The 21,175-nt window shown below is 68.4% G+C and carries 18 protein-coding genes; 10 read left to right on the top strand and 8 right to left on the bottom strand.

All coding sequences use genetic code 11. The features are described from left to right. Nucleotides 1–147: 147 nt before the first annotated feature. A complete protein-coding gene (locus Q8N10_RS09545) occupies nucleotides 148–1,032 on the bottom strand; it encodes a MaoC/PaaZ C-terminal domain-containing protein (protein ID WP_304783841.1) in 885 nt (294 codons plus the stop codon). Nucleotides 1,033–1,227: 195 nt separating this feature from the next. On the opposite strand from Q8N10_RS09545, the gene Q8N10_RS09540 reads away from it, so the two are divergent. Continuing rightward, complete coding sequence (locus Q8N10_RS09540; RefSeq protein WP_304783844.1) at nucleotides 1,228–2,028, top strand: SapC family protein; 801 nt, start codon at nucleotides 1,228–1,230, stop codon at nucleotides 2,026–2,028. Between the two features lie 60 nt (nucleotides 2,029–2,088). Here the strand turns inward: Q8N10_RS09540 and Q8N10_RS09535 are convergent, their stop codons facing one another. Then, nucleotides 2,089–2,481: an acyl dehydratase gene (locus tag Q8N10_RS09535; protein ID WP_293496330.1), complete on the bottom strand. Its 393-nt coding sequence runs from the start codon at nucleotides 2,479–2,481 to the stop codon at nucleotides 2,089–2,091. Between the two features lie 129 nt (nucleotides 2,482–2,610). Between Q8N10_RS09535 and Q8N10_RS09530 the strand changes: the two genes are divergently transcribed. Then, nucleotides 2,611–4,737, top strand: a complete 2,127-nt coding sequence (locus Q8N10_RS09530; protein ID WP_304783847.1) for a protein-disulfide reductase DsbD — start codon at nucleotides 2,611–2,613, stop codon at nucleotides 4,735–4,737. Here Q8N10_RS09530 and Q8N10_RS09525 read toward each other — a convergent pair. Next, nucleotides 4,734–5,174, bottom strand: a complete 441-nt coding sequence (locus tag Q8N10_RS09525) for a hypothetical protein (protein WP_304783850.1) — start codon at nucleotides 5,172–5,174, stop codon at nucleotides 4,734–4,736. The two genes, Q8N10_RS09530 and Q8N10_RS09525, sit on opposite strands and share 4 nt — an antisense overlap. A 99-nt stretch (nucleotides 5,175–5,273) precedes the next feature. Between Q8N10_RS09525 and pgi the strand changes: the two genes are divergently transcribed. The 6 genes from pgi to hisG all read left to right on the top strand — a co-directional run bounded on the left by pgi (nucleotide 5,274) and on the right by hisG (nucleotide 12,462). Next, complete coding sequence (gene pgi / locus Q8N10_RS09520; protein ID WP_304783853.1) at nucleotides 5,274–6,884, top strand: glucose-6-phosphate isomerase; 1,611 nt, start codon at nucleotides 5,274–5,276, stop codon at nucleotides 6,882–6,884. 13 nt (nucleotides 6,885–6,897) lie between these two features. Beyond that, a complete protein-coding gene (locus Q8N10_RS09515; protein ID WP_304783856.1) occupies nucleotides 6,898–7,767 on the top strand; it encodes an SDR family NAD(P)-dependent oxidoreductase in 870 nt (289 codons plus the stop codon). Further along, a complete protein-coding gene (locus Q8N10_RS09510) occupies nucleotides 7,764–8,510 on the top strand; it encodes an SDR family oxidoreductase (protein WP_304783859.1) in 747 nt (248 codons plus the stop codon). Before Q8N10_RS09515 ends, Q8N10_RS09510 begins: the two co-directional genes overlap by 4 nt. Nucleotides 8,511–8,909: 399 nt before the next feature. Then, entirely contained in the window at nucleotides 8,910–10,382 is a 1,473-nt protein-coding gene (hisS, locus tag Q8N10_RS09505) for a histidine--tRNA ligase (protein ID WP_304783862.1), read from the top strand. Next, complete coding sequence (locus Q8N10_RS09500) at nucleotides 10,379–11,515, top strand: ATP phosphoribosyltransferase regulatory subunit (protein WP_304783865.1); 1,137 nt, start codon at nucleotides 10,379–10,381, stop codon at nucleotides 11,513–11,515. The genes hisS and Q8N10_RS09500 overlap by 4 nt, the downstream gene beginning before the upstream one ends. After that, a complete protein-coding gene (hisG, locus tag Q8N10_RS09495) occupies nucleotides 11,512–12,462 on the top strand; it encodes an ATP phosphoribosyltransferase (RefSeq protein WP_304783869.1) in 951 nt (316 codons plus the stop codon). The genes Q8N10_RS09500 and hisG overlap by 4 nt, the downstream gene beginning before the upstream one ends. A gap of 326 nt (nucleotides 12,463–12,788) precedes the next feature. On the opposite strand, the gene Q8N10_RS09490 is transcribed toward hisG, so the two are convergent. The 5 genes from Q8N10_RS09490 to Q8N10_RS09470 all read right to left on the bottom strand — a co-directional run bounded on the left by Q8N10_RS09490 (nucleotide 12,789) and on the right by Q8N10_RS09470 (nucleotide 17,895). Beyond that, nucleotides 12,789–14,828 carry a M13 family metallopeptidase gene (locus Q8N10_RS09490; RefSeq protein WP_304783872.1) on the bottom strand — a complete coding sequence of 680 codons (2,040 nt, stop codon included), beginning with the start codon at nucleotides 14,826–14,828 and terminating at the stop codon, nucleotides 12,789–12,791. A gap of 83 nt (nucleotides 14,829–14,911) precedes the next feature. Further along, on the bottom strand, nucleotides 14,912–16,543 hold the full coding sequence (locus Q8N10_RS09485; RefSeq protein WP_304783875.1) for an AMP-binding protein: 1,632 nt from the start codon (nucleotides 16,541–16,543) through the stop codon (nucleotides 14,912–14,914). Nucleotides 16,544–16,622: 79 nt separating this feature from the next. Next, complete coding sequence (locus Q8N10_RS09480) at nucleotides 16,623–17,108, bottom strand: copper chaperone PCu(A)C (protein WP_304783878.1); 486 nt, start codon at nucleotides 17,106–17,108, stop codon at nucleotides 16,623–16,625. Nucleotides 17,109–17,122: 14 nt separating this feature from the next. Beyond that, nucleotides 17,123–17,431, bottom strand: coding sequence for a DUF1775 domain-containing protein (locus Q8N10_RS09475; protein ID WP_304783881.1), 309 nt, complete (start codon nucleotides 17,429–17,431; stop codon nucleotides 17,123–17,125). 68 nt (nucleotides 17,432–17,499) lie between these two features. Next, nucleotides 17,500–17,895 carry a DUF2946 domain-containing protein gene (locus Q8N10_RS09470; RefSeq protein ID WP_304783883.1) on the bottom strand — a complete coding sequence of 132 codons (396 nt, stop codon included), beginning with the start codon at nucleotides 17,893–17,895 and terminating at the stop codon, nucleotides 17,500–17,502. Nucleotides 17,896–17,977: 82 nt separating this feature from the next. Here Q8N10_RS09470 and Q8N10_RS09465 point away from each other — a divergent pair, with 82 nt between their 5' ends. After that, entirely contained in the window at nucleotides 17,978–19,765 is a 1,788-nt protein-coding gene (locus Q8N10_RS09465; RefSeq protein WP_304783886.1) for a cation:proton antiporter, read from the top strand. Nucleotides 19,766–20,381: 616 nt separating this feature from the next. Then, nucleotides 20,382–21,175, top strand: a 794-nt coding sequence (locus Q8N10_RS09460; protein ID WP_305663909.1) for an outer membrane protein, incomplete at its 3' end; no start/stop codon positions are given.

Genomic DNA, 21,175 nt, shown 5'->3' with positions numbered 1-21,175 from the left:
GTTAGCCTGTAAGGACCTCGCGGCCATACCCCCATCAAAATGCGGGGTTTGGTCCCTCCGCGGCGACCAACATGTTGTCAGGCGGGCCGAAATCCTGGGATCTGCGGAGCGGTTCCCAGGCTTCGGGAACCGCTCCGCAGACGGGTCTTAGGCGCGCAGGACGGTCAGGCCGTTCTTGATCACCGTGGCGCCGCGTTCCTTGACGCGGGCCTCGAAGGAGATGTTCGCGCCGTCCTTCCAGAGGTCCACCGTGATGGTGTCGCCCGGGATGACCGGCGCCGAGAACCGGGCCTGGTGGCTGAGGATCTGGTCGGGATCAAAGCCGGTGATGGCCTGCAGCACCGCGCGGCAGGTGATGCCGTAGGTGCACAGCCCGTGCAGGATCGGACGCTGGAAGCCCGAGCGGCGGGCCGATTCCGGGTCGGAGTGCAGGGGGTTGCGGTCGCCGTTCAGGCGGTACAGCAGGGCCTGGTCCTCACGGGTGGTGAAGTCCACCGACAGGTCCGCCTTGCGGGTCGGGACCACGTGGGGTTCCGGGGCGCCTTCCGAGGGGCCGCCGAAGCCGCCGTCGCCGCGGGCGAAGGTCGAGCCGGTGAGCGTCGCCACCTTCTCGCCCTTGTCGTCCTTCCAGACGGTCTCGTTGATGATGACCGCGCCCTTGCCCTCGCCCTTGTCATAGGCGCCGACCGTCCGGCCCTCGGCGGTGAAGGTGCCGGTGGTGGGCAGGGGCTTGTGCAGCTCGACCTTCTGCTCGCCGTGGACGACCATCAGGAAGTTGATCTGGCTCTGGCGATGACCCTCGGGCATCACCGGCGCGGGGCCGCCGGCCGAGCGCATGTTCGAGGCCAGCACGGTGGCGGCCGTCGGGATGACCTTCAGGTTGCGCTCGTAGACGTAGGCCAGCTCGTCCTCGTTCATGGGGTCCTGCCCCATGCCGACGCCCAGCGCGTAGAGCATCACGTCCTTGTCGCGATAGGTGAATTCGCGCGCCGCCGTCTTCTGTTCAAGAATGTCGGGATAAAAGATCGCCATTGAAAATATTTCCTCCGCTATGCGGTCCGTTTGCTATCCGCAGATTGAAGCGGTTCGGCCACGGCGAAGCAAGCGGCGAGCGAGCGCATTTGCCGCTCCCCCTTTGATCGGGTAGAAGCGCGGACCCTGCGAAGACGGGCGCTCTAAACCCCGCTCGCACCTTTCTTTCGCGCCCAGGATTATCGAAGGCATTTCATGGCGACCGACACTCAGCCCGGCACGGGCGGCCAGATCACCGGCAACGTTCTCTTCTATTCCAAGCCGGAACCCCTGACCTCCGACCATCACAAGACCCTCGGCGTCAAGCGCATGGACGGGCCCTTCGGCTTCGCCAAGGCCGGCCACGCGGTGCCGCTCACCGTCACCGAATTCCCGCTCGCGGCGGTCTCCGGCCCGATCATCTTCGTCGGCGACGACAAGATGCCGCTGGCCGTCATGGGTCTGAACGCCGGCGACAACATGTTCATCCAGGACAACGGCATCTTCGAATCCGGCGTCTACATCCCGGCCTATATCCGCCGCTATCCCTTCGTCTTCGCCAATGACGACAAGGCCCAGCAGATGGTCCTGTGCATCGACCGCGCCGCCGAGTTCATCGTTGAGGGCGGCGAGATGGCCTTCTTCGACGAGAAGGGTGAGCCCACCGAGTACACCCAGAACTGCATCAGCTTCTGCAACGACTACGAGGTCGAGCGCCAGCGGACGCAGTTCTTCCTTGGGATCCTGAAGGACAACGACCTCTTCGAGCTGAAGACCGCGATGCACACCCCGGTCAACGCCGACGGCACGCCGGGCGAACCCCAGAAGATCGCCGAGTACTTTGGCGTCTCGGAAGAGAAGCTGGCCAAGCTGTCGCCGGAAAAGCTGGCGGAGCTGCGCGACAACGGCGCGCTGGGCCAGATCTACGCCCACCTGGTGTCGCTGGTGGGCTGGGACCGGCTCATCGCCCTGGCGATGTTCCGCGCCTCGCAGCAGCCGCAGGCCGCCAACGCCTGACCCTGAAGGTCAGTCCGGATATCAAAGACGGCGGGTCCCCAGGGGCCCGCCGTTCTTGTTTCAGCGGGCGAAGACGCTGCGGGTCAGGCAGGAAAACACCAGGCGGCCGGCTTCATCCAGCAGGTCGTGCTGGGCGATGATGATGCCCTTGCCGTCGCCGACCGGGTCCTTGCCCATCACCGTCATGCGGCCGCGCAGGGTCTCGCCGGCGGGGGGATTGCGCGCCCAGCGCAGGGCGTCGACCCCCAGGCGCTTGGTCTGCGGCCAGTTGACCACCGAGGCCGAGTCCAGCCGTGTCCAGATGGCGAAGACCATGGCGTCGGGCGCGCCGCGCTCGGCGGGCCAGCCCGGGGCGAAGGCGGCGATGAAGGCCTCCAGCGCGCGGGCGTCGACCCGCACCTCGCCGAGATAGACCACCTGACCGATCTCGATCTCGTCAAAGGGGGCGGGCACGTAACTCTCCTGGAACTTGAACCGAACTGATTCGTCGATGATGGAGCGCGCCCGTGACAAGTCGAGCGCTTTGCGGATCGGCATTGGCGGCCCATATAGCGGCCTGGGCATGGGGAGTGGGGTAACGGCATGACGCGTTTTGTGGCGAGAGCCCTGGCCGCCCTGACCCTGGCGGCCGCCCTCGCCTTCCCGGCCATGGCCGCGCCGGTGCAGACCGGTCATATCGAGGCCGAGCTGGTGGCGCGCGACCAGGGGGTCACGCCCGGCGGAACCGTCCATGTCGCCCTGCGCCAGAAGATCCAGAAGGGCTGGCACACCTACTGGCGCAACTCCGGCGATTCCGGCGACGCGACCCGGATCAGCTGGACCCTGCCGGCCGGCTGGACCACGGGCGAGTTCGTGTGGGCGACGCCTTCTCGCCAGCCCACCGGCCCGCTGATGAACTACGGCTATCAGGGCGAGGTGCTGCTGCCCGTCGCCGTGACGGCGCCGAAATCCGCCAGGCCCGGCGACACCGTCACCCTGAAAGCCGCCGTCGCCTTCCTGGTCTGCGCCGACATCTGCATTCCGGAGGACGCGCTCCTCACCCTGGAACTGCCCGTCGTGGCCTCCGCCCCGCAGCCGGACGCCCTGTGGGCCGGCCCCATCACCAAGGCCCTGGAGGCCGCGCCCAAGCCGGCCGGCCTGACGGCGACCTTTGTCAAGGACGAGGGCGCGCTCAAGCTGGCCGTCGCCGGGGCGGCGCTCAAGGGCGCCGACGACGCCTATTTCTACCCCTTCAAGTCCACGGTCATCGACCACGCCAAGCCCCAGGCCCTCGAGCGGGGCCCTGAGGGCCTGACCCTGACCCTGAGCCCCGGCTACGACTTCACCCAGGGGGCCCCGCCGGCCGCCCTGGATGGGGTCCTGAGCCTGGGCGGCAAGGCCTATGAACTCTCCGCCGCTGAAGGTCCGCCGCCGGCCGGAACCTCCGGCCTGGGCCCGCCGCCCGCCAAGCCAGCGCCGATCGCCGGCGAGGGGCTCGGCCTGGCCCTGGCCTTCGTCTACGCCCTGCTGGGCGGTCTGGTTCTCAACCTCATGCCCTGCGTCTTCCCGATCCTGGCCATGAAGGCGACCTCCCTGGCCGGTCACGCCCATGAGCGGTCGGCCGCCCGCGCCCAGGGCCTGGCCTTTCTGGCGGGCGTGCTGGCCACCTTCCTGGCGCTGGCCGGCGTGCTGATCGCCATCCGCGCCGGGGGCTCGGCCGTGGGTTGGGGCTTCCAGCTGCAATCGCCCGTGGTCGTCGCGGGCCTGGCCCTGCTGATGCTGGCCGTGGCGCTGAACCTGTCGGGCCTGTTCGAGGTGGGAACCTCGCTGCAGGGGGTCGGTACGGGCCTGGCCTCCAGGCAGGGCCTGGCCGGCGCCTTCTTCACCGGGGCGCTCGCCGTTGTGGTCGCGGCGCCCTGCACGGCGCCCTTCATGGGCCCGGCCCTCGGTTGGGCCCTGACCCAGAGCGCGCCGGTCGCCCTGGCGGTGTTCCTGGGCCTGGGCCTCGGCTTCGCGGCGCCCTTCACCCTGGCGGCCTTCGCGCCTGGCCTGCTGGCTAGGCTCCCGAAGCCCGGTCCCTGGATGGAGACCTTCAAGAAGCTGATGGCCTTCCCGATGTACGGGACCGCAGCCTGGCTGGTCTGGGTCCTGACCGTCCAGGCTGGTGAGATGGGCCTGGCGCGGGTCCTGGCCGCCGCCGTGGTCCTGGCGCTGGCGGCCTGGGTCCTGGGGCTCGCTCAGCGGCGGCAGGCGACGGGTGGAAAGCCCCTGGCCCTGGCGACCGTGGGCGCGGTCCTGGCGATCGGCGCCTTCGTCCTTGTGCTGGTCCCGGCCTATGGCGTCGCCACCTCCGCCTCAGCCGAGGCCGCGCCGGGCTCCATCCCGGAGGCGGTCTACAGTCCCGAGGCGGTCGCCGAGGCCCGCGCGGCAGGCAAGCCGGTGTTCGTCAACTTCACCGCCGCCTGGTGCGTCACCTGCCAGGTCAACGAGAAGGTCGCCTTCGCCACGGCGGAGGCCGCCGAGGCCTTCACCCGCACAGGGGCAGTCTATCTGAAGGCTGACTGGACGCGGAAGGACGCGGTCATCGCCGCCGAGCTGGCGCGCCACGGCCGGGCCGGGGTGCCGCTCTACCTGGTCTATGGCGTGAAGAGACCCGATCCGGTCATCCTACCGCAGTTCCTGACCCCGGCCATGGTGGCCAAGGCCCTGGACAAGGCCCGGTCTTCCTAGACCGGCGCGGTCGGGGGGGCGGTGATGACCTCGACATTGTCGTTCAGCAGATAGGCCATGTCGCGCAGGGCCAGGTCCCGGTCCTTGGGCGTGGCGGCGGCCGTCATGGCCTCGAGCTTCAGCGGCAGGTCCTGGGAAATGCCGCGCAGGATGCACTTCAGGTCGCCGTCCGTGCCGCGCTGCGCCAGCAGCAGGTGACCCTGCATGTCCAGGGCGGCCAGTTCATCAACCCGGGTCTTGAAGTCCGAAGGCAGGGCCTTGCCGGCGCGGACTCCGTCGACCTGGATCTTGAGGTCGCCCGCCCGTCTGACGATGTCGGCGAACAGCGCCTCCTGGGCCACCGCCGCAGGGCGCGCGGCCAGCCCGGGGCCGGACGACACAGGGCTGGTGGAGGCCAGCCAGAGGAAGGCCAGGGAAGCGGCGGCGTCGCAGGACATGACGATCCTCGTTGCGCGAACTAAGACAGACGCGAAGGGGCTTCAGATAGCCCGAACATGGTAAACGCGGTCCTACCGCGCGCCCGAAGGTAAGCCTTGATGACCACGCCGCAGTCCGCCTGGAAGAACCTGAAGAACGCCGCCGTCGCCGCCCGTGACCCCATCTCCGGCCTGTTCGCCATCGAGCCGGATCGACTGGACAAGCTGGTGGTGGAGGCAGCCGGCCTGCGGATCGACCTTTCCAAGCAGCCGTGGTCGCTGGGCGATTTCGACACCGCCCTGACCCTGGCGAAGGTCTGCGACGTGGAGGCGGCCCGCAACCGCCTCTGGGCCGGAAAGCCGGTCAACAGCTCGGAGCACCGCGCGGCTCTGCACATGGCTTTGCGTGCACCCGACGGCGCGGACTTCGAGGCCGACGGCGTGCCGGTATCGCGCGATGTGGAGGCCACCCGCAATGCGATGCGCGCCTTCAGCGAGGCCGTACGCTCGGGCGCCAAGACCGGCGCGACCGGCAAGCCCTTCACGGCCATCGTCCACATCGGCATCGGCGGGTCCGATCTTGGCCCCCGGCTGGTGTGGGAAGCCCTGCGGCCGTTGAACCCCGGGATCAAGCTGCGCTTCGCGGCCAATGTGGATCCCTCGGAGACAGCCCTGGCCCTGGCGGGCCTGGATCCCGCCCAGACCCTGGTGGTCGTCGTCTCCAAGACCTTCACCACCCAGGAGACCCTGGCCAACGCCGAGGTGGTCCGCGCCTGGCTGCGGGCGGCCCTGGGGTCTGAGTCCGACGCCCACCTGGTCGCGGTGTCCGCCGCGCCGACCTTGGCCCAGGCGTTCGGGGTTCCGGCCGACCAGGTGTTCGGCTTCTGGGACTGGGTGGGGGGCCGCTATTCGATCTGGTCGGCGGTGGGTCTCTCCTGCGCCATCGCCCTCGGCTACGATGTCTTCCAGCGCCTCCTGGACGGCGGGGCCACGATGGATGAGCATTTCCGCCGCACGCCGCTGCTGCAGAACGCGCCGGTTCTGCTGGCGCTCGCGCACATCTTCAACCGCGATGGCCTGGACCGACCCCTGCGGGCGGTGATTCCCTATGCCGCCCGGCTGCGGCTGTTCCCCAGCTTCCTGCAGCAGCTGGAGATGGAGTCCAACGGCAAGCGGGTGGACCAGCAGGGCCAGCCGGTGGCGCACGCCACGGCGGCCTCGGTGTTCGGCGACGCGGGCACCAACGGCCAGCACGCCTTCTTCCAGATGCTGCACCAGGGGACCGACGTGATCCCGGTTGATTTCGTGGCCGTGGCCCGGGCGGGCGAGGGAGAGCCCGCCAACCATACCATCCTGCTGGCCAATGTGATCGCCCAGGCCCAGGCCCTGATGACCGGCCGCAGCGAGGCTGAGGTGCGCGAGGAGTTGACCGCCAAGGGCCTGCCTGCCGCCGAGATCGATGTCCTGGCTCCCCAGCGCACCTTCCCCGGCGACCGGCCCTCAAGCTTCATTCTGATGGAGGCGCTGACTCCCGAAACGTTGGGCGCCCTGATCGCCCTGCATGAGCACAAGGTCTTCGTGGAAGGCGTGCTCTGGGGGATCAACAGCTTCGACCAGTGGGGGGTTGAGCTGGGCAAGAGCCTGGCCACCAAGATCCTCGCCGAACTGCAGGGCGGCGCCCCCGGAATTCATGATCCCTCCACCGCCGCCCTCGTGGCGCGGCTGAAATAGGCAAGGACCTCCCATGCGCGACCTGACCGGCAAGACCGCCTTCATCACCGGCGGGGCCAGCGGCCTGGGCCTGGCCATGGCGCATGCCTTCGGCGAGGCGGGCATGAACGTCATGCTGGCCGACATCGAGGAGGCGCCCCTGGCCGCCGCCGTGCAGGACCTGGAGGATCGCCAGATCCGGGCCAGCGGCGTGCTGTGCGACGTCGCCGTCCGCAACGCGGTGGAGGCCGCCGCCGCCAAGACCATCGAGACCTTCGGCAAGGTCCACCTGGTCTGCAACAACGCCGGCGTCGGGGCTGGCGGCCCGATCGATCAGGTGCGTCACGCCGACTGGGAGTGGATTCTGGCGGTGAACCTGATGGGGGTGGTCTATGGCATGGAGACCTTCCTGCCGCTGATCCGCGCGCATGGCGAGGGCGGCGCCTTCGTCAACACCGCCTCAATGGCCGGCATGATCTCGCCGCCGGGCATGGAGCCCTATAGCGCCACCAAGTTCGCGGTGGTGGCCATGTCGGAGGGCTGGGCCGGCCAGCTGGCGCCGGAGGGGATCAATGTCTCGGCGCTCTGCCCCGGCTTCGTGAAGACCAAGATCAACCAGTCGGGCCGCACCCGCCAGGCTCAGTTCGGGGGACCGGTGGACAGCCCGGTGGTCGCCGACTCCATGGTGGACAACGGCATCGATCCCGAGCGGGTCGGCCGCCGGGTGCTGGAGGCGGTCCAGGCGGGCGAGCGCTACATCTTCACCCACCCCGACATGCGACCCTTCGTGGAGGCGCGCTTCGCAGGGATCATGAGCGCCTTCGATGTCGCCGCCGCCAGCCCCGCCCTGGCGGGCATGGACTACAAGACTCCCGACCTTAGCGGGATGGCGAAACCCTCATGACCGTCCTCATCACCGGGGGAACCAAGGGCATTGGCCTCGCCATCGCCCGTCGCCTGGCGCCGATCCACGGCCGGGTGGTCCTGGCCTATCACAGTGACGAGGCGGCGGCGCAGGCGGCTCACGCCGAGATCACCGCGCTCGGCGCATCGGTTGACACTGTGCGGAGCGAGGTCGGCAGTCCGGAAGGCGCGGCGGCCCTGATGGCGGAGATCGAGCGCCAGGGGCATGGTCTGAGCCATATCGTCCACGCGGCGGCGATGATCTATCCCACCACCCTGCTGGGTGCGGACCTGGCGAAGTTCCGCCAGGCGGTGGAGACCAACGGCCTGTCGCTGCTGTACCTCGTCCATGCCGCCCAGGGCCTGCTGGACCGGGGATCGAGCGTGGTGTTCATCACCAGCATGGGGTCGCGTATTCCCAGTCCCAACTACGGGGCGCTGGGCGTCGGCAAGGCCCTGGCCGAGGCCATCGTCCGCTACCTGGTGGCCGAGCTCGCGCCGCGCGGGATCAGGATCAACGGCGTGGCGCCGGGCCTGGTGCACACCACCTCGGTGGCGGCCATGCTGGGCAGCCAGGACGCCGCCCAGGCCGCGGTGGACCGCGCCGCCCGCACCAATCCCTCGGGCCGCGAGAGCCGGGACTCCGACTATGCCGCCCTGGTGGAGTTCCTGCTCGGGCCCGAAGCGGAATTCATCCAGGGGCAGGTGATCGCGGCCACCGGTGGGACCGGTGTCATCGGATAGCCGCGCATGCGCGCGGCTATCTGGGCCCCGTTGAGGATGTGGGCGTGGCCGCCCTGTCGGCCAGGACGCAAGTTGCCCCAGCCCGGTCCCCGCAGATCAGGGGCGATGGGACTCGCCATCGCAAGGCCCGCGCGCTAGAACCCCGCCCGCATGACGAAGACCGCGCACCATCACGGCCACCACCATTCGACCCGCCACGGCGGGCTCGGCCGGGGACGTTTGGCCTAATTCCCCGGCGCAGAGCCCCCCGCAGACGCGGATGGGGCTCAGTCAGATCGCTAGTCCCATCCGTCGCACCCCACCACTTCAGGGATACAGACGATGGAATTCTCCGCCCCCAATCCGCCACGCCGACGCCCGCGCCTTGCCGCGCGCGCCGCCATCGCTTAAGCGCGCGCCATGACGAATGACCCGACACGTCCGGAAGCCCGCGCGCCGCGCGGCTTCAACGACCGCCGCGCGCGCGATCTCACCGCCGAACGCCAGATCCTGACGAAGGTCTCCGAGGTCTATGAGCGCTACGGCTTCGAGGCCTTCGACACCGGGGCCCTGGAATATGCCGACGCTCTGGGCAAGTTCCTGCCCGACGCCGACCGTCCCAATGAGGGGGTTTTCGCCCTGCAGGACGACGACGAACAGTGGATGGCCCTGCGCTACGACCTGACCGCGCCGCTGGCCCGGTTCGTGGCGCAGAACTGGGAGACCCTGCCCAAGCCCTTCCGCCGCTACGCCTTCGGCACGGTCTGGCGCAACGAGAAGCCGGGTCCCGGCCGCTTCCGCGAATTCACCCAGTGCGACGCAGACACCGTGGGCTCAAGCCGGCCCGAGGCCGACGCCGAGATCATCGCCATGGCCGCTGACGGCCTGTCGGCGGCGGGGCTGCCGGCCGGCGCCTATGTCATCAAGATCAACAACCGCAAGCTCCTGAATGGCCTGCTGGCCACCGCTGGCGTGACGACCGAGGGCCAGAAGCTGGCGGTGCTGCGCGCCGTCGACAAGCTGGATCGCCTGGGTCCGGAGGGCGTGCGCCTGTTGCTGGGGGAGGGCCGCAAGGACGAGTCCGGCGCCTTCACCAAGGGGGCCGGCCTGAACGCCGCCGCCGCCGAGGCCGTGCTGGCCTTCACGGCGGCAGGGATGGACGGCCGCTCCGAGACCCTCGACCGCATCGCCAACGTGATCGGCGGCTCGCCGGAGGGAGACGAGGGGCTGGAAGAGCTGTCACGGATCGACAAGGCGTTGATCGGCATGGGGGTCGCGCCGGACCGGGCGATGTTCGACCCGTCCATCGTGCGCGGCCTGGAATACTATACCGGCCCGGTCTTCGAGGCCGAGCTCCTGCTCGCCACCAAGGATGAGAACGGCGCCCCGGTGCGGTTCGGTTCGGTGGGCGGCGGTGGACGCTATGATGACCTGGTGGCCCGCTTCACCGGGGAACGCACCCCGGCCACGGGCTTCTCCTTCGGCGTTTCGCGCCTGGCCTCGGCCCTGCGCGCGGCGGGCCAGGACCTCGGCGGGCAGGCGCGCGGCCCGGTGGTGGTGATCGCCTTCAGCGCCGACGACATGGCCGCCTATTACGGCGTGGTGGGCGAGCTGCGCGCCGCCGGCATCGCCGCCGAGGTCTATCTGGGCAGCTCGGGCATGCGGCCGCAGATGAAGTACGCCGACCGGCGGATGTCGCCGGCCGCCATCATGCTGGGGGGCGACGAGATCGCAGCGGGCACGGTGACCATCAAGGACCTGGACCTGGGGCGCGAGCTCTCCGCCGGGGTCACCGAGAACGCCGAGTGGCGCGAGCAGCGGCCCGGCCAGCAGACCATTCCGCGCGCCGAGCTGGTTCCGGCCCTGCGCCGTATCCTGGACGCCGGAAAGTGAGGGCTGAACCGCGAGTTCCCGCCGATGTCCTGGCAAAGCTCCGGGCGCCGCTGAGCGCGGGCGCCTCCAGCGTTGATGCGCCGATCCTCCAGCCCCTGGGCCTGCTGCTGGAACTGGCGGGCGAGGCCATGCGCGCGCGCCTGTTCGTGGTCCAGGCCGAGGGCGGGCAGGAGGCCTGCCTGCGTCCCGACTTCACCGTGCCGGTCACCCGCCAGCACCTGGAGAGCGGCGCCGCCTCGGGCCGCTACTATTATGAGGGCAAGGCCTTCCGAGCCTCGCCGGACCATGCCGACCGCGCCGAGGAATTCGTGCAGATCGGCCTGGAGCGGTTCGACGCCGCCGGGACCACACTTCTCGAGGCTGACGCCGAGATCGCGTCCCTGGCCTGGAAAGCGTCTGTGGCCGGCGGCCGGGACGACCTGATGCTGTGGCTGGGGGATATCGGCCTGTTCGCCGCCTTCGTGGACGGGCTGGACCTGGCGCCGTCGCTGGCGGCACGCCTGAAGCGCGCGGCGTCCCGGCCCCGCCTGCTGCAGGCCGAGCTGTCCCGCGCCGGGGTCGAGGCCAGGCCGGTGGAGAGCAGCGGCCTCGCCGATCTGCTGGCCGGCCGCTCATCGGACGAAGCCGCCGTCCTGCTGGAAGAGGTCTGGGCTCTGGCGGGCATCGAGCCTGTCGGCGGCCGGGGCCCCGCCGAGATCGCCCAGCGGCTGATCCGACGCGCCGAAGCCGCGCGGGCGCCCGCCCTGAGCCTTGACCAGGCGCAAAGCCTGGGTCGCTTCCTCAGCATCTCCGACACGCCGGCCAAGGCGCTGGCCGCGATCCGCGCCATTCCGGGCGCCAAGGGGGAGCTCCTGAGCGGCGCCCTGGCCGACTGGGAGGAACGCCTGGCCCTGCTGACCAAGGCCGGGGTTCCAGAGGGAGCCATGCTGATGGCCACCACCCTGGGTCACGCCTTCGAATATTATGACGGCCTGACCTTCGAGGTTCGCTCCACGGCGCTGGGGGCCGATCGCCCGGTGGCCGTCGGCGGGCGTTATGACGGATTGCCGGCGCGTCTGAATGGCCCGGCCGGCGGGCGGGCGGTGGGCTGCATGGTCCGGCCCTGGCGAGCCTTCGAGGGAGGCGAGGCATGAGCGGCCCCCTGATCATCGCGGTCCCCTCCAAGGGCCGCCTGAAGGAACAGGTCGAGGAGTGGCTGGCCGACTGCGGGCTGAAGCTCTCGGTCAGCGGCGGCGCCCGGGGCTACATGGCCGAGATCAAGGGCCTGGCCGGCGCCCAGGTACGCCTGCTCTCAGCCGGCGACATCGCCGAGGCGCTGGATAGTGGCGAGGTCCACCTGGGCGTCACCGGAGAGGACCTGCTGCGCGAGCGCGGCGGCGACCTCGACAGCCGCGCCCTGCTACTGCGGGCCCTCGGGTTTGGCCGCGCCGACCTGGTGGTGGCCGTGCCCAAGAGCTGGCTTGACGTCGATAGCATGGCCGACCTGGAGGAGGTGGCTCACGACGTGCTCGCTCGCACAGGGCGGCGCATGCGGGTGGCCACCAAGTATCTGGTGCAGACCCGGGCCTATTTCGCCCGCCACGGCGTGGCGGACTACCGGATCACCGAATCCAGCGGGGCGACGGAGGGGGCTCCGGCGGCGGGAGCCGCTGAGCTGATCGTCGACATCACCACCACGGGTGCGACCCTGGTGGCTAATGGCCTGAAGATCCTGGGCGATGGGGTGATCCTCAGGAGCCAGGCCCAACTCGCGGCGTCGCTGCGGGCGACCTGGTCCGACAGCCAGCTGGCGGTCGCCGAGCGCCTCTTGCGGGTGATCGAGGCGCGCGCCACCGCCCACGACAGCGCAACCCTGGTCTGGCCCGACAGCGAGGGCGACGAGGACCTGATCGGCGATCTGGTGGCGGCTGGCGCGGCACGCCGTCCGAACGGTGTGCTGGCGCCTGTCGACCGCATCGCAGCGATCTCCCTGCTGTTAACCGCGAAAGGGCGCGGTCCAGTCACCGCGTCACGACCTGATTTCGTCTTCGAAACAAGTTGTGCGCCGTTTGAGGCGCTCGCTAGGCGAGTGAAGAATTGACGCAAGAGTCAAAAACAACCCCGCGCTCCGGTTGAATCCACCTGATCGCGAAAATCTGATCAGATTTCCGCCACAGGGGAGGTTCCAGCGCATTGACTCGGGCGAGAAATTGCCGTTTTCTCAGTCCTGCGAGAGACATGGCGACACTAGTTCGACAGTCTCCGGCGTTTCGGGGAGGAAACGCCCGCTCAATAAGAGCTCCGGCTCAAAATAAGGCCCGTTGCGATTATCCCCCGCAACGGGCCAAATTTTTGCCCGACGCAATTTTTGACGTATGAGTCAAAAAGAAGGGAGCCGGATTTCCCCGGCTCCACGGTCTCGTGTCTTCACCAGATGCGGACGCGCTTCTCCGGGGCCACGTACATCTTCTCACCGGGCTTGACGCCGAAGGCCTCGTAGAAGGTGTCGATGTTCCGCACCGGGATATTGACCCTGTACTGTTCCGGCGCGTGGGGGTCGGAGACCAGCCGCTGGCGGGTTCGGTCGTCGCGGGACTTCGACCGCCAGACCTGGGCCCAGCCGAGGAAGACCCGCTGGTCGCCGGTCAGGCCGTCGATCACCGGGGCGGGCTTGCCCTTCAGCGAGATGTGATAGGCGTCCAGGCCCAGCAGCAGCCCGCCCAGGTCGGCGATATTCTCGCCCATGGTCAGTTCGGGATTGATGTGGGCGCCCGGCAGGACCTCGACCGCGGCGTACTGGGCGCCGAAGATCTTGGCCTGGGCGTCAAACTTCGCGGCGTCCTCCGCGGTCCACCAATCCGTCAGCCGGCCGTCGCCATCGGACTTGCGACCCTGATCATCGAAGCCGTGGGTGATTTCGTGGCCGATCACCCCGCCGATCGCGCCGTAGTTGATGGCCGGATCGCCGTCGGGATCGAAGAAGGGCGGTTGCAGGATGGCGGCCGGGAAGACGATGCCATTCTTGGTGGGGGAGTAGTAGGCGTTGATGGTGGGGGGCGTCATGCCCCACTCTTTCTTGTCCACCTTCTGGTTCAGCCGGTTCACCGTCCGACGCCACTCGAAGGCGTTGGCGCGCTCGACATTGCCGTACAGGTCGCCATCCGCAAGCTTGAGCGCCGAATAGTCTCGCCAGGTCTCGGGATAGGCGATCATCACGCTGAACTTCGAGAGCTTCTCCAGCGCCTTGGCCTTGGTGGGAGCGCTCATCCAGGTGAGCTTCTCGATCCGGCCCTTCATGGCGGCCTTCACGTCGGCCACCAGGAGGTCCATCTTGGCCTTGCTGTCGGCGGGGAAGTAGGCCTCGACGTAAAGCTTGCCCAAGGCCTCGCCGATCTGGTTGTCCACCAGGGCGACGCCGCGCTTCCAGCGCTCGGCCTGGACCGGCTGGCCCGACAGGGTCTTGCTGCGGAACTCGTACTGGGCCTGGTCAAAGTCCTTGGACAGGTAGGGCGCGGCCTGGTCGGCCAGGTGAAAAGCCTGCCACGCCTTCAGGGTTTCGATCGGCGTCTTGGCGTAGATGGCGGCGATCTTCGGGAAGGCGGTGTTCTCGGCGACCACCACCTTGCTTACCGCGCCGAGGCCGGCGCCGGCCATGAAGGCGGTCCAGTCAAAGCCCGGCGCGAAGGTGGCCAGGTCCTTCACGGTGAAGAGGTTGTAGGTCTTGTCGTCGTCGCGGCGTTCGGCCCGGGTCCAGGAGGCCTTGGCGATCTCGGTCTCCATGGCGACGATGGCCTCGGCCGCGCCCGCGGGGTCTGCCCAGCCTGACAGGGTCAGCAGCTTGGTGACATAGACCTCGTAGGCGGCCTTCTGCACCGCGAACTTTTCGTCCAGGTAGTAGTCGCGATCGGGCAGGCCGAGACCCCCCTGGATCAGGGTGATGACATAGTGGTCGGGATCCTTGGCGTCGTCTCCGGGATAGGCGCCGAACACCGAGCCGCCGAACTTCATCTGGCTCTCACCCATCACCCGTGCCACGTCGCTCAGGTTCCTGGAGGCGCGGATTTCCGCGAGGTCCGCCGCCATCGGTTTGGCGCCCAGGGCGTTGACCGCCGCCTCGTCCATGAAGCTGCGATACATGACCCCGATGCGGGCCTCATCGCCGGCCGCGGCCTTGTCGGCCGACGCCTTCTCCAGCACCGCACGCATGCGATTGACGGAGAGTTCGTTCAACACGTCGAAGGCGCCATAGCGCGAGCGGTCGGCGGGGATCACCAGCTTCTGCTGCGAAACGCCATTGGCGTAGAGGAAAAAGTCGTCACCCGGCTTCACCGTCAGGTCGCGGCCGGCGGCGTCGAAGCCCCAGGGGCCCAGGCGGGGCGCCTTGGCCAGGTCGTCGGCGGCCAGCGCGGGGAGGGCGCCAAGCGCCAGGGCGGACGCCGCGCAGGCGGCGAGCCAGTAGGTCTTCATCGGGTTTTCAAAGCCTCGGATAGGGATTGGGCGCGACCATGACCCGGTCGCGCCCTCCGTGGCTCGTTACATTTTAGTTACGTTCAAACCTTGGCGGCGAGTTTCTCGACCGCCACGGCTTTCAACGTCTTGTAGTCCAGCTTGCCGTTCGGTGCCCGGTTGACCGGGGCCAGGACCAGCTCGCGGGGGGCCTTGTAGTCGGCCAGCAGGCCCTTCACGTGGGTGGCCAGTTCGGCCAGGGACGGCGTTGCGCCGCCGACGGTTTCGACGATGGCGCAGATGCGCTCGCCGAAGCGTGGATCGGGCACGCCCACCACGGCGGCGTCACGGACGCCGGGGAAGCGTTTGAGGGCTTCCTCGACTTCCTCAGGGAAGACCTTCTCGCCGCCGGTGTTGATCACCTGGGAGCCGCGGCCCAGCAGGGTGATGGAGCCGTCCTCCTCGATGGTCGCCCAGTCGCCGGGCACGCTCCAGCGCTTGCCTTCGAAGGTGCGGAAGGTCTTGGCCGACTTTTCCGGGTCCTTGTAGTAGCCGCTCGGGGTGAAGCCGCCGACCGCCACCAGGCCGCGGACGCCCGAACCGGGCAGGACGCGCTCGCCCTCCTCCGTGAAGACCGCGGCGTTGGGGCCGGTGGTGAACTTCGCCGTACCGGCCGCAGCCCCGCCGCCGGACACCGACGACGCCAGGCCCAGGGCTTCGGAAGAACCCAGGCTGTCCATCAGCATGATGTTGGGTAGATGCTTCAGCAGGCCCTGCTTGTTCTCGGCGCCCCACATGGCGCCCGAGGAGATGATCCGCTTCAGGCTGGCCATGGTCCACTTGCCGGGATTGGCGTCGAGGGTCTCCAGCATCGGCGCGGCGAAGGCCGGACCCACGATGATCAGGCCCGAAACCCCCAGGCGTTCGACCTCGTCGAAGAGCTCGGCGGGGTTGAACCTGCGCGAGGGCAGGGTGGCGATGGCGCCGCCCGCGATCAGCTGGCCAAAGCCGATGAACTGACCCGTGGCGTGCATCAGCGGGGCGACGGGAATGGTGATCGGCTGTTCGCCCGAGGCTTCCACCGCCTTGGCGCGCTCGCCGGCCTCGGCCACCCGCTCCATGGGCGGGAGGCCCAGAAGCAGGTTGGCGCCGCCGCCCAGACCCTTGAACAGATCCTCCTGACGCCACATCACGCCCTTGGGCATGCCGGTGGTGCCGCCGGTGTACATCAGCAGCAGGTCGTCGGCCGAGCGGCCCCAGGGTCCCTCGACCCGGTCGGCGCCCTTGGCCACGATGGCGTCGTAGTCGGCGGCCCAGGCGGGGACCGGATGGCCGGGCTCGGCGACCGCCACCCAGGTCTTCACCTTCGGCAGGTTGGCGCGCACCTTGTCGGCCATCTCGGCGAAGGAGGCGTGGAAGACCACGGCCTCGGCGTCGGCGTTGTCGAACAGATAGGTCAGCTCGTCGCCGCCATACCGGTAGTTGGTGTTGAAGGGGGCGAAGCCACCCTTGAAGGCCGCGAAATAGGTCTCGATGTATTCGGGCGCGTTATAGAGATAGGCCGCCACCTTCGATTGGTGGGTCAGTCCCGCGTCGATGAAATGCTGGGCCAGCGCATTGGCGCGGCGGTCGAAGTCGCGCCATTTGACGACGCGGTCACCATGAATAAGAGCGGGGCGTTCGGGGGTGGCCTGGGCCACCGACTCCCACAGGTTGGCGTAATTCCAAACCTCCACGGGCAATCCTCCATACCTAAAATATGGGGCGCATAAACGGTCGGTCGGCGCTGCTGTCAACGCCGACCGAACGGCCGTTTTAGTGGTTCATATGTTCCATGGCCTTGGCGCCTGTGGCCGCGGCGCCGCCCGTCGGCCCCGCGCCTACGGCGAACACGACCTTGAGTCGGGCGCCGCTCTTGAAGACCAGGGTGGCGGGGACGGCGTCGCCGGCCTTCTGAGCCTTGGCCAGGCCGATCAGCATGACGTGATAGCCCGCCGGAGCGAAGGTGATGGCCTTGCCGGGAGGCAGCAGGACGCTGTCCAGGCGTTGCATCTTCATGACCCCACCGTCCGTGGTGGTGCGATGCATCTCCACCTTCCTGGCGGCGGGACTCTCGACGGCGACCAGGGTGTCTGAGGCGGCTCCTCGGTTGGTCAGGGTCATATAGCCCGCGCCATTCGCGCCGGCGGCGGAGGGCCGGCTCCAGGGCTGGTCAACTTCCAGCCCGCCGAGACGGTAGGTGGCGGCCTGGGCCGCGGTGACGGAGAGGGCGGCGGTGAGGCCGAGGATCAGGGTGCGCATGGGGCTACTCTATATCAGTGTTGATGGGTTTCGGCCGGCAGGACCCGGAGCGCCGGCGCCGGGTGGCAGAGGCTGGTTTCGCCGGGATCGGGAATCCCCGCCCATTGGGACTCCTCGGCGCCGCAGGTCTGGACGGCGGGGAAGTAGGGGGCACCGGGCTCGGGCGGCAGCTTGGTGAGCACGGCGAACGCGTCGAACTGGTCGGCGGGCCGCCATGACGACCGCGCTGTCGACGGTGGCTTGTTCGTCCGCGAAAGCCAAGGAAGGCGCGGCGGGGGCGGTGGCGGCTTGCAGCAGGCCGCACAGCGGGGCGCGTGAAGCAACGAGCATGTGAGCTTCCAGAATCAAAGACGTCAGGACGCGCGGACGGATCCGGCGCGGGATGCAGATGTCAGAGAGACTGAGTTGGAGGTCCTTGGCCGAAGGGGCGCGGCGGGGCCCGGGCGCCGCGAAGCACGACCTCCACGGACGGCGCCTGAACGATGCGCTCGGGCGAATAGGCGATCGGAACGACTGAAAGCTCCGGCGTCGTCGTCACGGCCAGGGTGGCGCCCAGGCAATCGTGGCAGGGAAGGCCGGCAAAGCCCTTCTGCGCCTTGCCGTCCCGGTCGAGGACCACAGTGGTGGCGCCTTCTGGGGTGCAGACTTCAACGCGGACGGAGGAGATCGATTCGGCGGCCAGAGACGCGGCCGGCAGCAGGGCCTGAACCAGCAGGGCGGCGACCGCAAACAGGACGGCGAGCGGCGTACGCCGCCGCGGCCTGCCCCGATGCGCCCTGATTTCCATGGCGGCGGTCATACGGCTCTGAAAGCGGGTTTCGCAAGCCCCCTCCCACCGGGCATAGTGCCCGCATCCACGAGGAGAACGCATGGAAGGCCACGTCTCGCCCGGCGAATACAAGGACGTCATTCTCTTTCTCGCCACCGCCGGCGTGATCGTGCCTCTGTTCCGCCGCTGGCGGATCAGCCCCATCCTCGGCTTCCTCGGCGCGGGCGTTGTACTCGGCCCGTTTGGCCTCGGCGCGCTCAGCGACACCTTTTCCTGGGTGGGTTACTTCACCATCGACAATCCTCAGGAGGTGGCCCAGCTCGCCGAGTTCGGCGTGGTCTTCCTGCTGTTCATGATCGGGCTGGAACTATCCTGGGAACGGCTGCGGCTGATGCGGCGGTTCGTGTTCGGCATGGGCGCACTGCAGGTTGGGCTCTGCCTCGCCGCCATCGCCGGCGTCGCCATCACCTTTGGCGTGGATCCCGTGGCAGCCGTCGCCATCGGCGCGGCCCTGGCGCTGTCCTCCACAGCCGTGGTGATGCCGATTCTGACCGAGCAGAAGCGCCAGCACTCCACCGCCGGCCGCGCCACCTTCTCTGTCCTTCTGTTTCAGGACCTGGTGGTGGCCCCGATCCTGATCACCCTGGCGATTCTCGGCCGCAGCGGTGGCGACCAGGCCTTCTCGCCGAAGATCCTCTTGGCCTTCGCCCCGGCGCTCCTGGGAATCCTGGGCCTGGTGGTGTTTGGCCGGTTGCTGCTGCGGCCGATGCTCAAGTCCGTGGCCCGCGCCAAGAGCGAAGAGCTGTTCATGGCCGCCTGCCTGCTGGTGGTGATCGGGGCGGGGCTGGTGAGCGCGCTCACCGGCCTGTCCATGGCGTTGGGCGCCTTCATCGCCGGCCTGCTGCTGGCCGAGACGGAGTACCGTCATGAGGTCGAGGTCACCATCGAGCCGTTCAAGGGCCTGCTGCTGGGCCTGTTCTTCGTCTCGGTGGGGATCGGGCTCGACCTTTCCATCCTGGCGGCCAAGCCGCTGCTGGTGCTGGGGATGGCCATCGGTCTGATCGTTCTGAACGCCTCGGTGGTGTACGGACTGGCCCGCCTTTTCGGCCTGAGGTCGCCACCGGCGATCGAGGCCGGCCTGCTGCTGGCGGGCGGCGGCGAGTTCGCCTTCGTCATCCTCGCGGCCGCCATGGGGGATGGGCTCGTCGATCGGACTACCGGCCAGACCGTGCTGGTGGCCTCGACGCTGTCGATGATGTGCATTCCGCTGCTGGCGGCCCTCGGTCTCAAGCTGGGCGGGCGCAAGGCCCAGGGCGAGGGACTGTCGCCGGAGCCGGCCTCCATGGGCGAAGGTGAAGAGCCTAGGGTCCTGGTGGTGGGCTATGGTCGGGTCGGGCGCCTGGTCGGCGAGATGCTCAATCGCCACGACATTCCCTGGGTCGCCGCCGAGCGCGACCCACGCTTGGTGGAGGCGGCCCGTCACGCCGGTGAGGCGATCTTCTTCGGCGACGCTTCACGGCCGGAATTCCTCAAGCGCTGCGGCCTGGAGACGGCCCCGTCCCTGGTGGTGACCATGGATGCGCCCGAAGGCGCGGAGGCCATCGTCGCAACGGCGCGCCAGATGCGTCCCGATCTGACCATTGTCGCCCGAGCGCGTGACGCGCGCCACGCTCAGCGGCTCTATGAGCTGGGCGCCACCGACGCCGTTCCCGAAACGGTCGAGGCGTCCCTCCAGCTTTCGGAGGCTGTGCTCGTGGAGATCGGTGTTCCGATGGGCCTGATTATCGCCTCGATCCACGAGCGCCGCGACGAATTCCGCAGGTCTCTCAACCGTCCCGAGGCCTTGGGCGGCCGCACGCGGCGGTACCGCCGCAACATCGAACTCTGATCCGGCATGGGGGCGGAAGTCCCTGGCGCCGTCATATTCCACGGTTACGCGAACTAATTGTGCAACTCGAGCTATATGCGCCACACTATGACTTGAAAGAGACACAGACGCCCCAACTTCACCATCGAAGCGCCTCTGAAAATTAGTCGGGAACCAATCATGGGGACCGACGTTCTGGGGTCGGTGCGATAGGGGCGCGCTGGTGAATAGGGGCAAGGAATGTCGTTTGGAGCCTGTGGATTGACCGAAACACGCGCTGTTTCGCCGTCTCTGCAGCCATGCGACTATCGGACTGCTTTACAAGATAATCGTGGAACTCGGCCTTCGCCGACGGGTGCCGGTGGCGACCGTTTTGACTCGGCCGGTAACAGTTCAACGTCGGAATTCGACACTTCGCCGCCCGCCAGGAGCGTCGGAGTGGTTCGATGGAGGGCTCTGTCCTCCGTCTCTAAGTTGATCGCTTAGGGGTTTATTGTGTAGCGTCCTGGTGTCTAGTTCGCGGGTCGGGCAAATTGGCGGTCGGTGTGGCTTCGGCGACACTTTCGCCGCGCTTCGGCCTTGTTATAAAGGTGCTGGGTCATAAGGCCGCAGCAGAGGGCAATGAGAGGGCTCTGATATGAAATTCAAACTCCTGGCGGGAGCCGCCCTGGCTGCGGTATTCGCCGCGTCCGGCGCTTCCGCGCAAGAAGGCTGGTACGGCGCCATCGATCTTGGCTACCACTGGCCCGAAGGCATCGAGGCCACCTCGTCGAACAACGCGCTCAACGCGGCTCCCTATTCCTGGACCTTCAACCAGGAAGAAGATTGGGCTGGGTTCGCTCGTCTCGGCTATCAGCTGAACGACCACTGGCGCGTCGAACTCGAAGGCGGCTACCGTCCCGGCGACATCAAGTCGATCCGCGGCGGCGCCGGCAATTCGATCCTCGGCCTCTGCACCCCCGGCGTTCTGCGCACGGCTGCCGCGCCGACCTGCGGCTCGCCGACCGGCTCCATCGAGTCGTGGACCGTCATGGGCAACGTGCTCTATGACTTCGCTCCCGGCGCGATGATCAACCCCTTCGTCGGGGCCGGCGTTGGTATCAACCACGTCAAGCTTGACACGGTTGGTCAATTCTCGACCGTGACCGGCGCGATCACCGCCGCCAACCCCGCCATCCAGAACCTGACCATCGATGACGACGATACGGCGCTCGCCTATCAACTGATCGCCGGTCTGGCCTGGCAGGCGACCGACAACCTCGACGTCGACCTGACCTACCGTTGGCTCGGTGGTTCGGACCTCGACTTCGCGTCGACCGGTTCGAACGCCCTGCAACCCGGCGTGTTCTCCGGCGAATACCGCGACCAGTCGGTGACGATCGGCCTGCGTTACTCCTTCGCTTCGCCGCCGCCGCCCCCGCCGCCCCCGCC

This window comes from Phenylobacterium sp. (genome assembly GCF_030693625.1).
In the GTDB taxonomy this organism is placed as follows: domain Bacteria; phylum Pseudomonadota; class Alphaproteobacteria; order Caulobacterales; family Caulobacteraceae; genus Phenylobacterium; species Phenylobacterium ferrooxidans.
The sequence above is the reverse complement of the archived record's forward strand: the minus strand, read 5'-3'. Positions and strand labels throughout refer to the sequence as shown.

What these genes read in the sequence shown, in the direction of transcription:
- Q8N10_RS09545 (WP_304783841.1), bottom strand. Translation starts at nt 1,032, where the DNA reads ATGGCGATCTTTTATCCCGACATTCTTGAACAGAAGACGGCGGCGCGC.
- Q8N10_RS09540 (WP_304783844.1), top strand. Translation starts at nt 1,228, where the DNA reads ATGGCGACCGACACTCAGCCCGGCACGGGCGGCCAGATCACCGGCAAC.
- Q8N10_RS09530 (WP_304783847.1), top strand. Translation starts at nt 2,611, where the DNA reads ATGACGCGTTTTGTGGCGAGAGCCCTGGCCGCCCTGACCCTGGCGGCC.
- Q8N10_RS09525 (WP_304783850.1), bottom strand. Translation starts at nt 5,174, where the DNA reads ATGTCCTGCGACGCCGCCGCTTCCCTGGCCTTCCTCTGGCTGGCCTCC.
- pgi (WP_304783853.1), top strand. Translation starts at nt 5,274, where the DNA reads ATGACCACGCCGCAGTCCGCCTGGAAGAACCTGAAGAACGCCGCCGTC.
- Q8N10_RS09515 (WP_304783856.1), top strand. Translation starts at nt 6,898, where the DNA reads ATGCGCGACCTGACCGGCAAGACCGCCTTCATCACCGGCGGGGCCAGC.
- Q8N10_RS09510 (WP_304783859.1), top strand. Translation starts at nt 7,764, where the DNA reads ATGACCGTCCTCATCACCGGGGGAACCAAGGGCATTGGCCTCGCCATC.
- hisS (WP_304783862.1), top strand. Translation starts at nt 8,910, where the DNA reads ATGACGAATGACCCGACACGTCCGGAAGCCCGCGCGCCGCGCGGCTTC.
- hisG (WP_304783869.1), top strand. Translation starts at nt 11,512, where the DNA reads ATGAGCGGCCCCCTGATCATCGCGGTCCCCTCCAAGGGCCGCCTGAAG.
- Q8N10_RS09490 (WP_304783872.1), bottom strand. Translation starts at nt 14,828, where the DNA reads ATGAAGACCTACTGGCTCGCCGCCTGCGCGGCGTCCGCCCTGGCGCTT.
- Q8N10_RS09480 (WP_304783878.1), bottom strand. Translation starts at nt 17,108, where the DNA reads ATGCGCACCCTGATCCTCGGCCTCACCGCCGCCCTCTCCGTCACCGCG.
- Q8N10_RS09470 (WP_304783883.1), bottom strand. Translation starts at nt 17,895, where the DNA reads ATGGAAATCAGGGCGCATCGGGGCAGGCCGCGGCGGCGTACGCCGCTC.
- Q8N10_RS09465 (WP_304783886.1), top strand. Translation starts at nt 17,978, where the DNA reads ATGGAAGGCCACGTCTCGCCCGGCGAATACAAGGACGTCATTCTCTTT.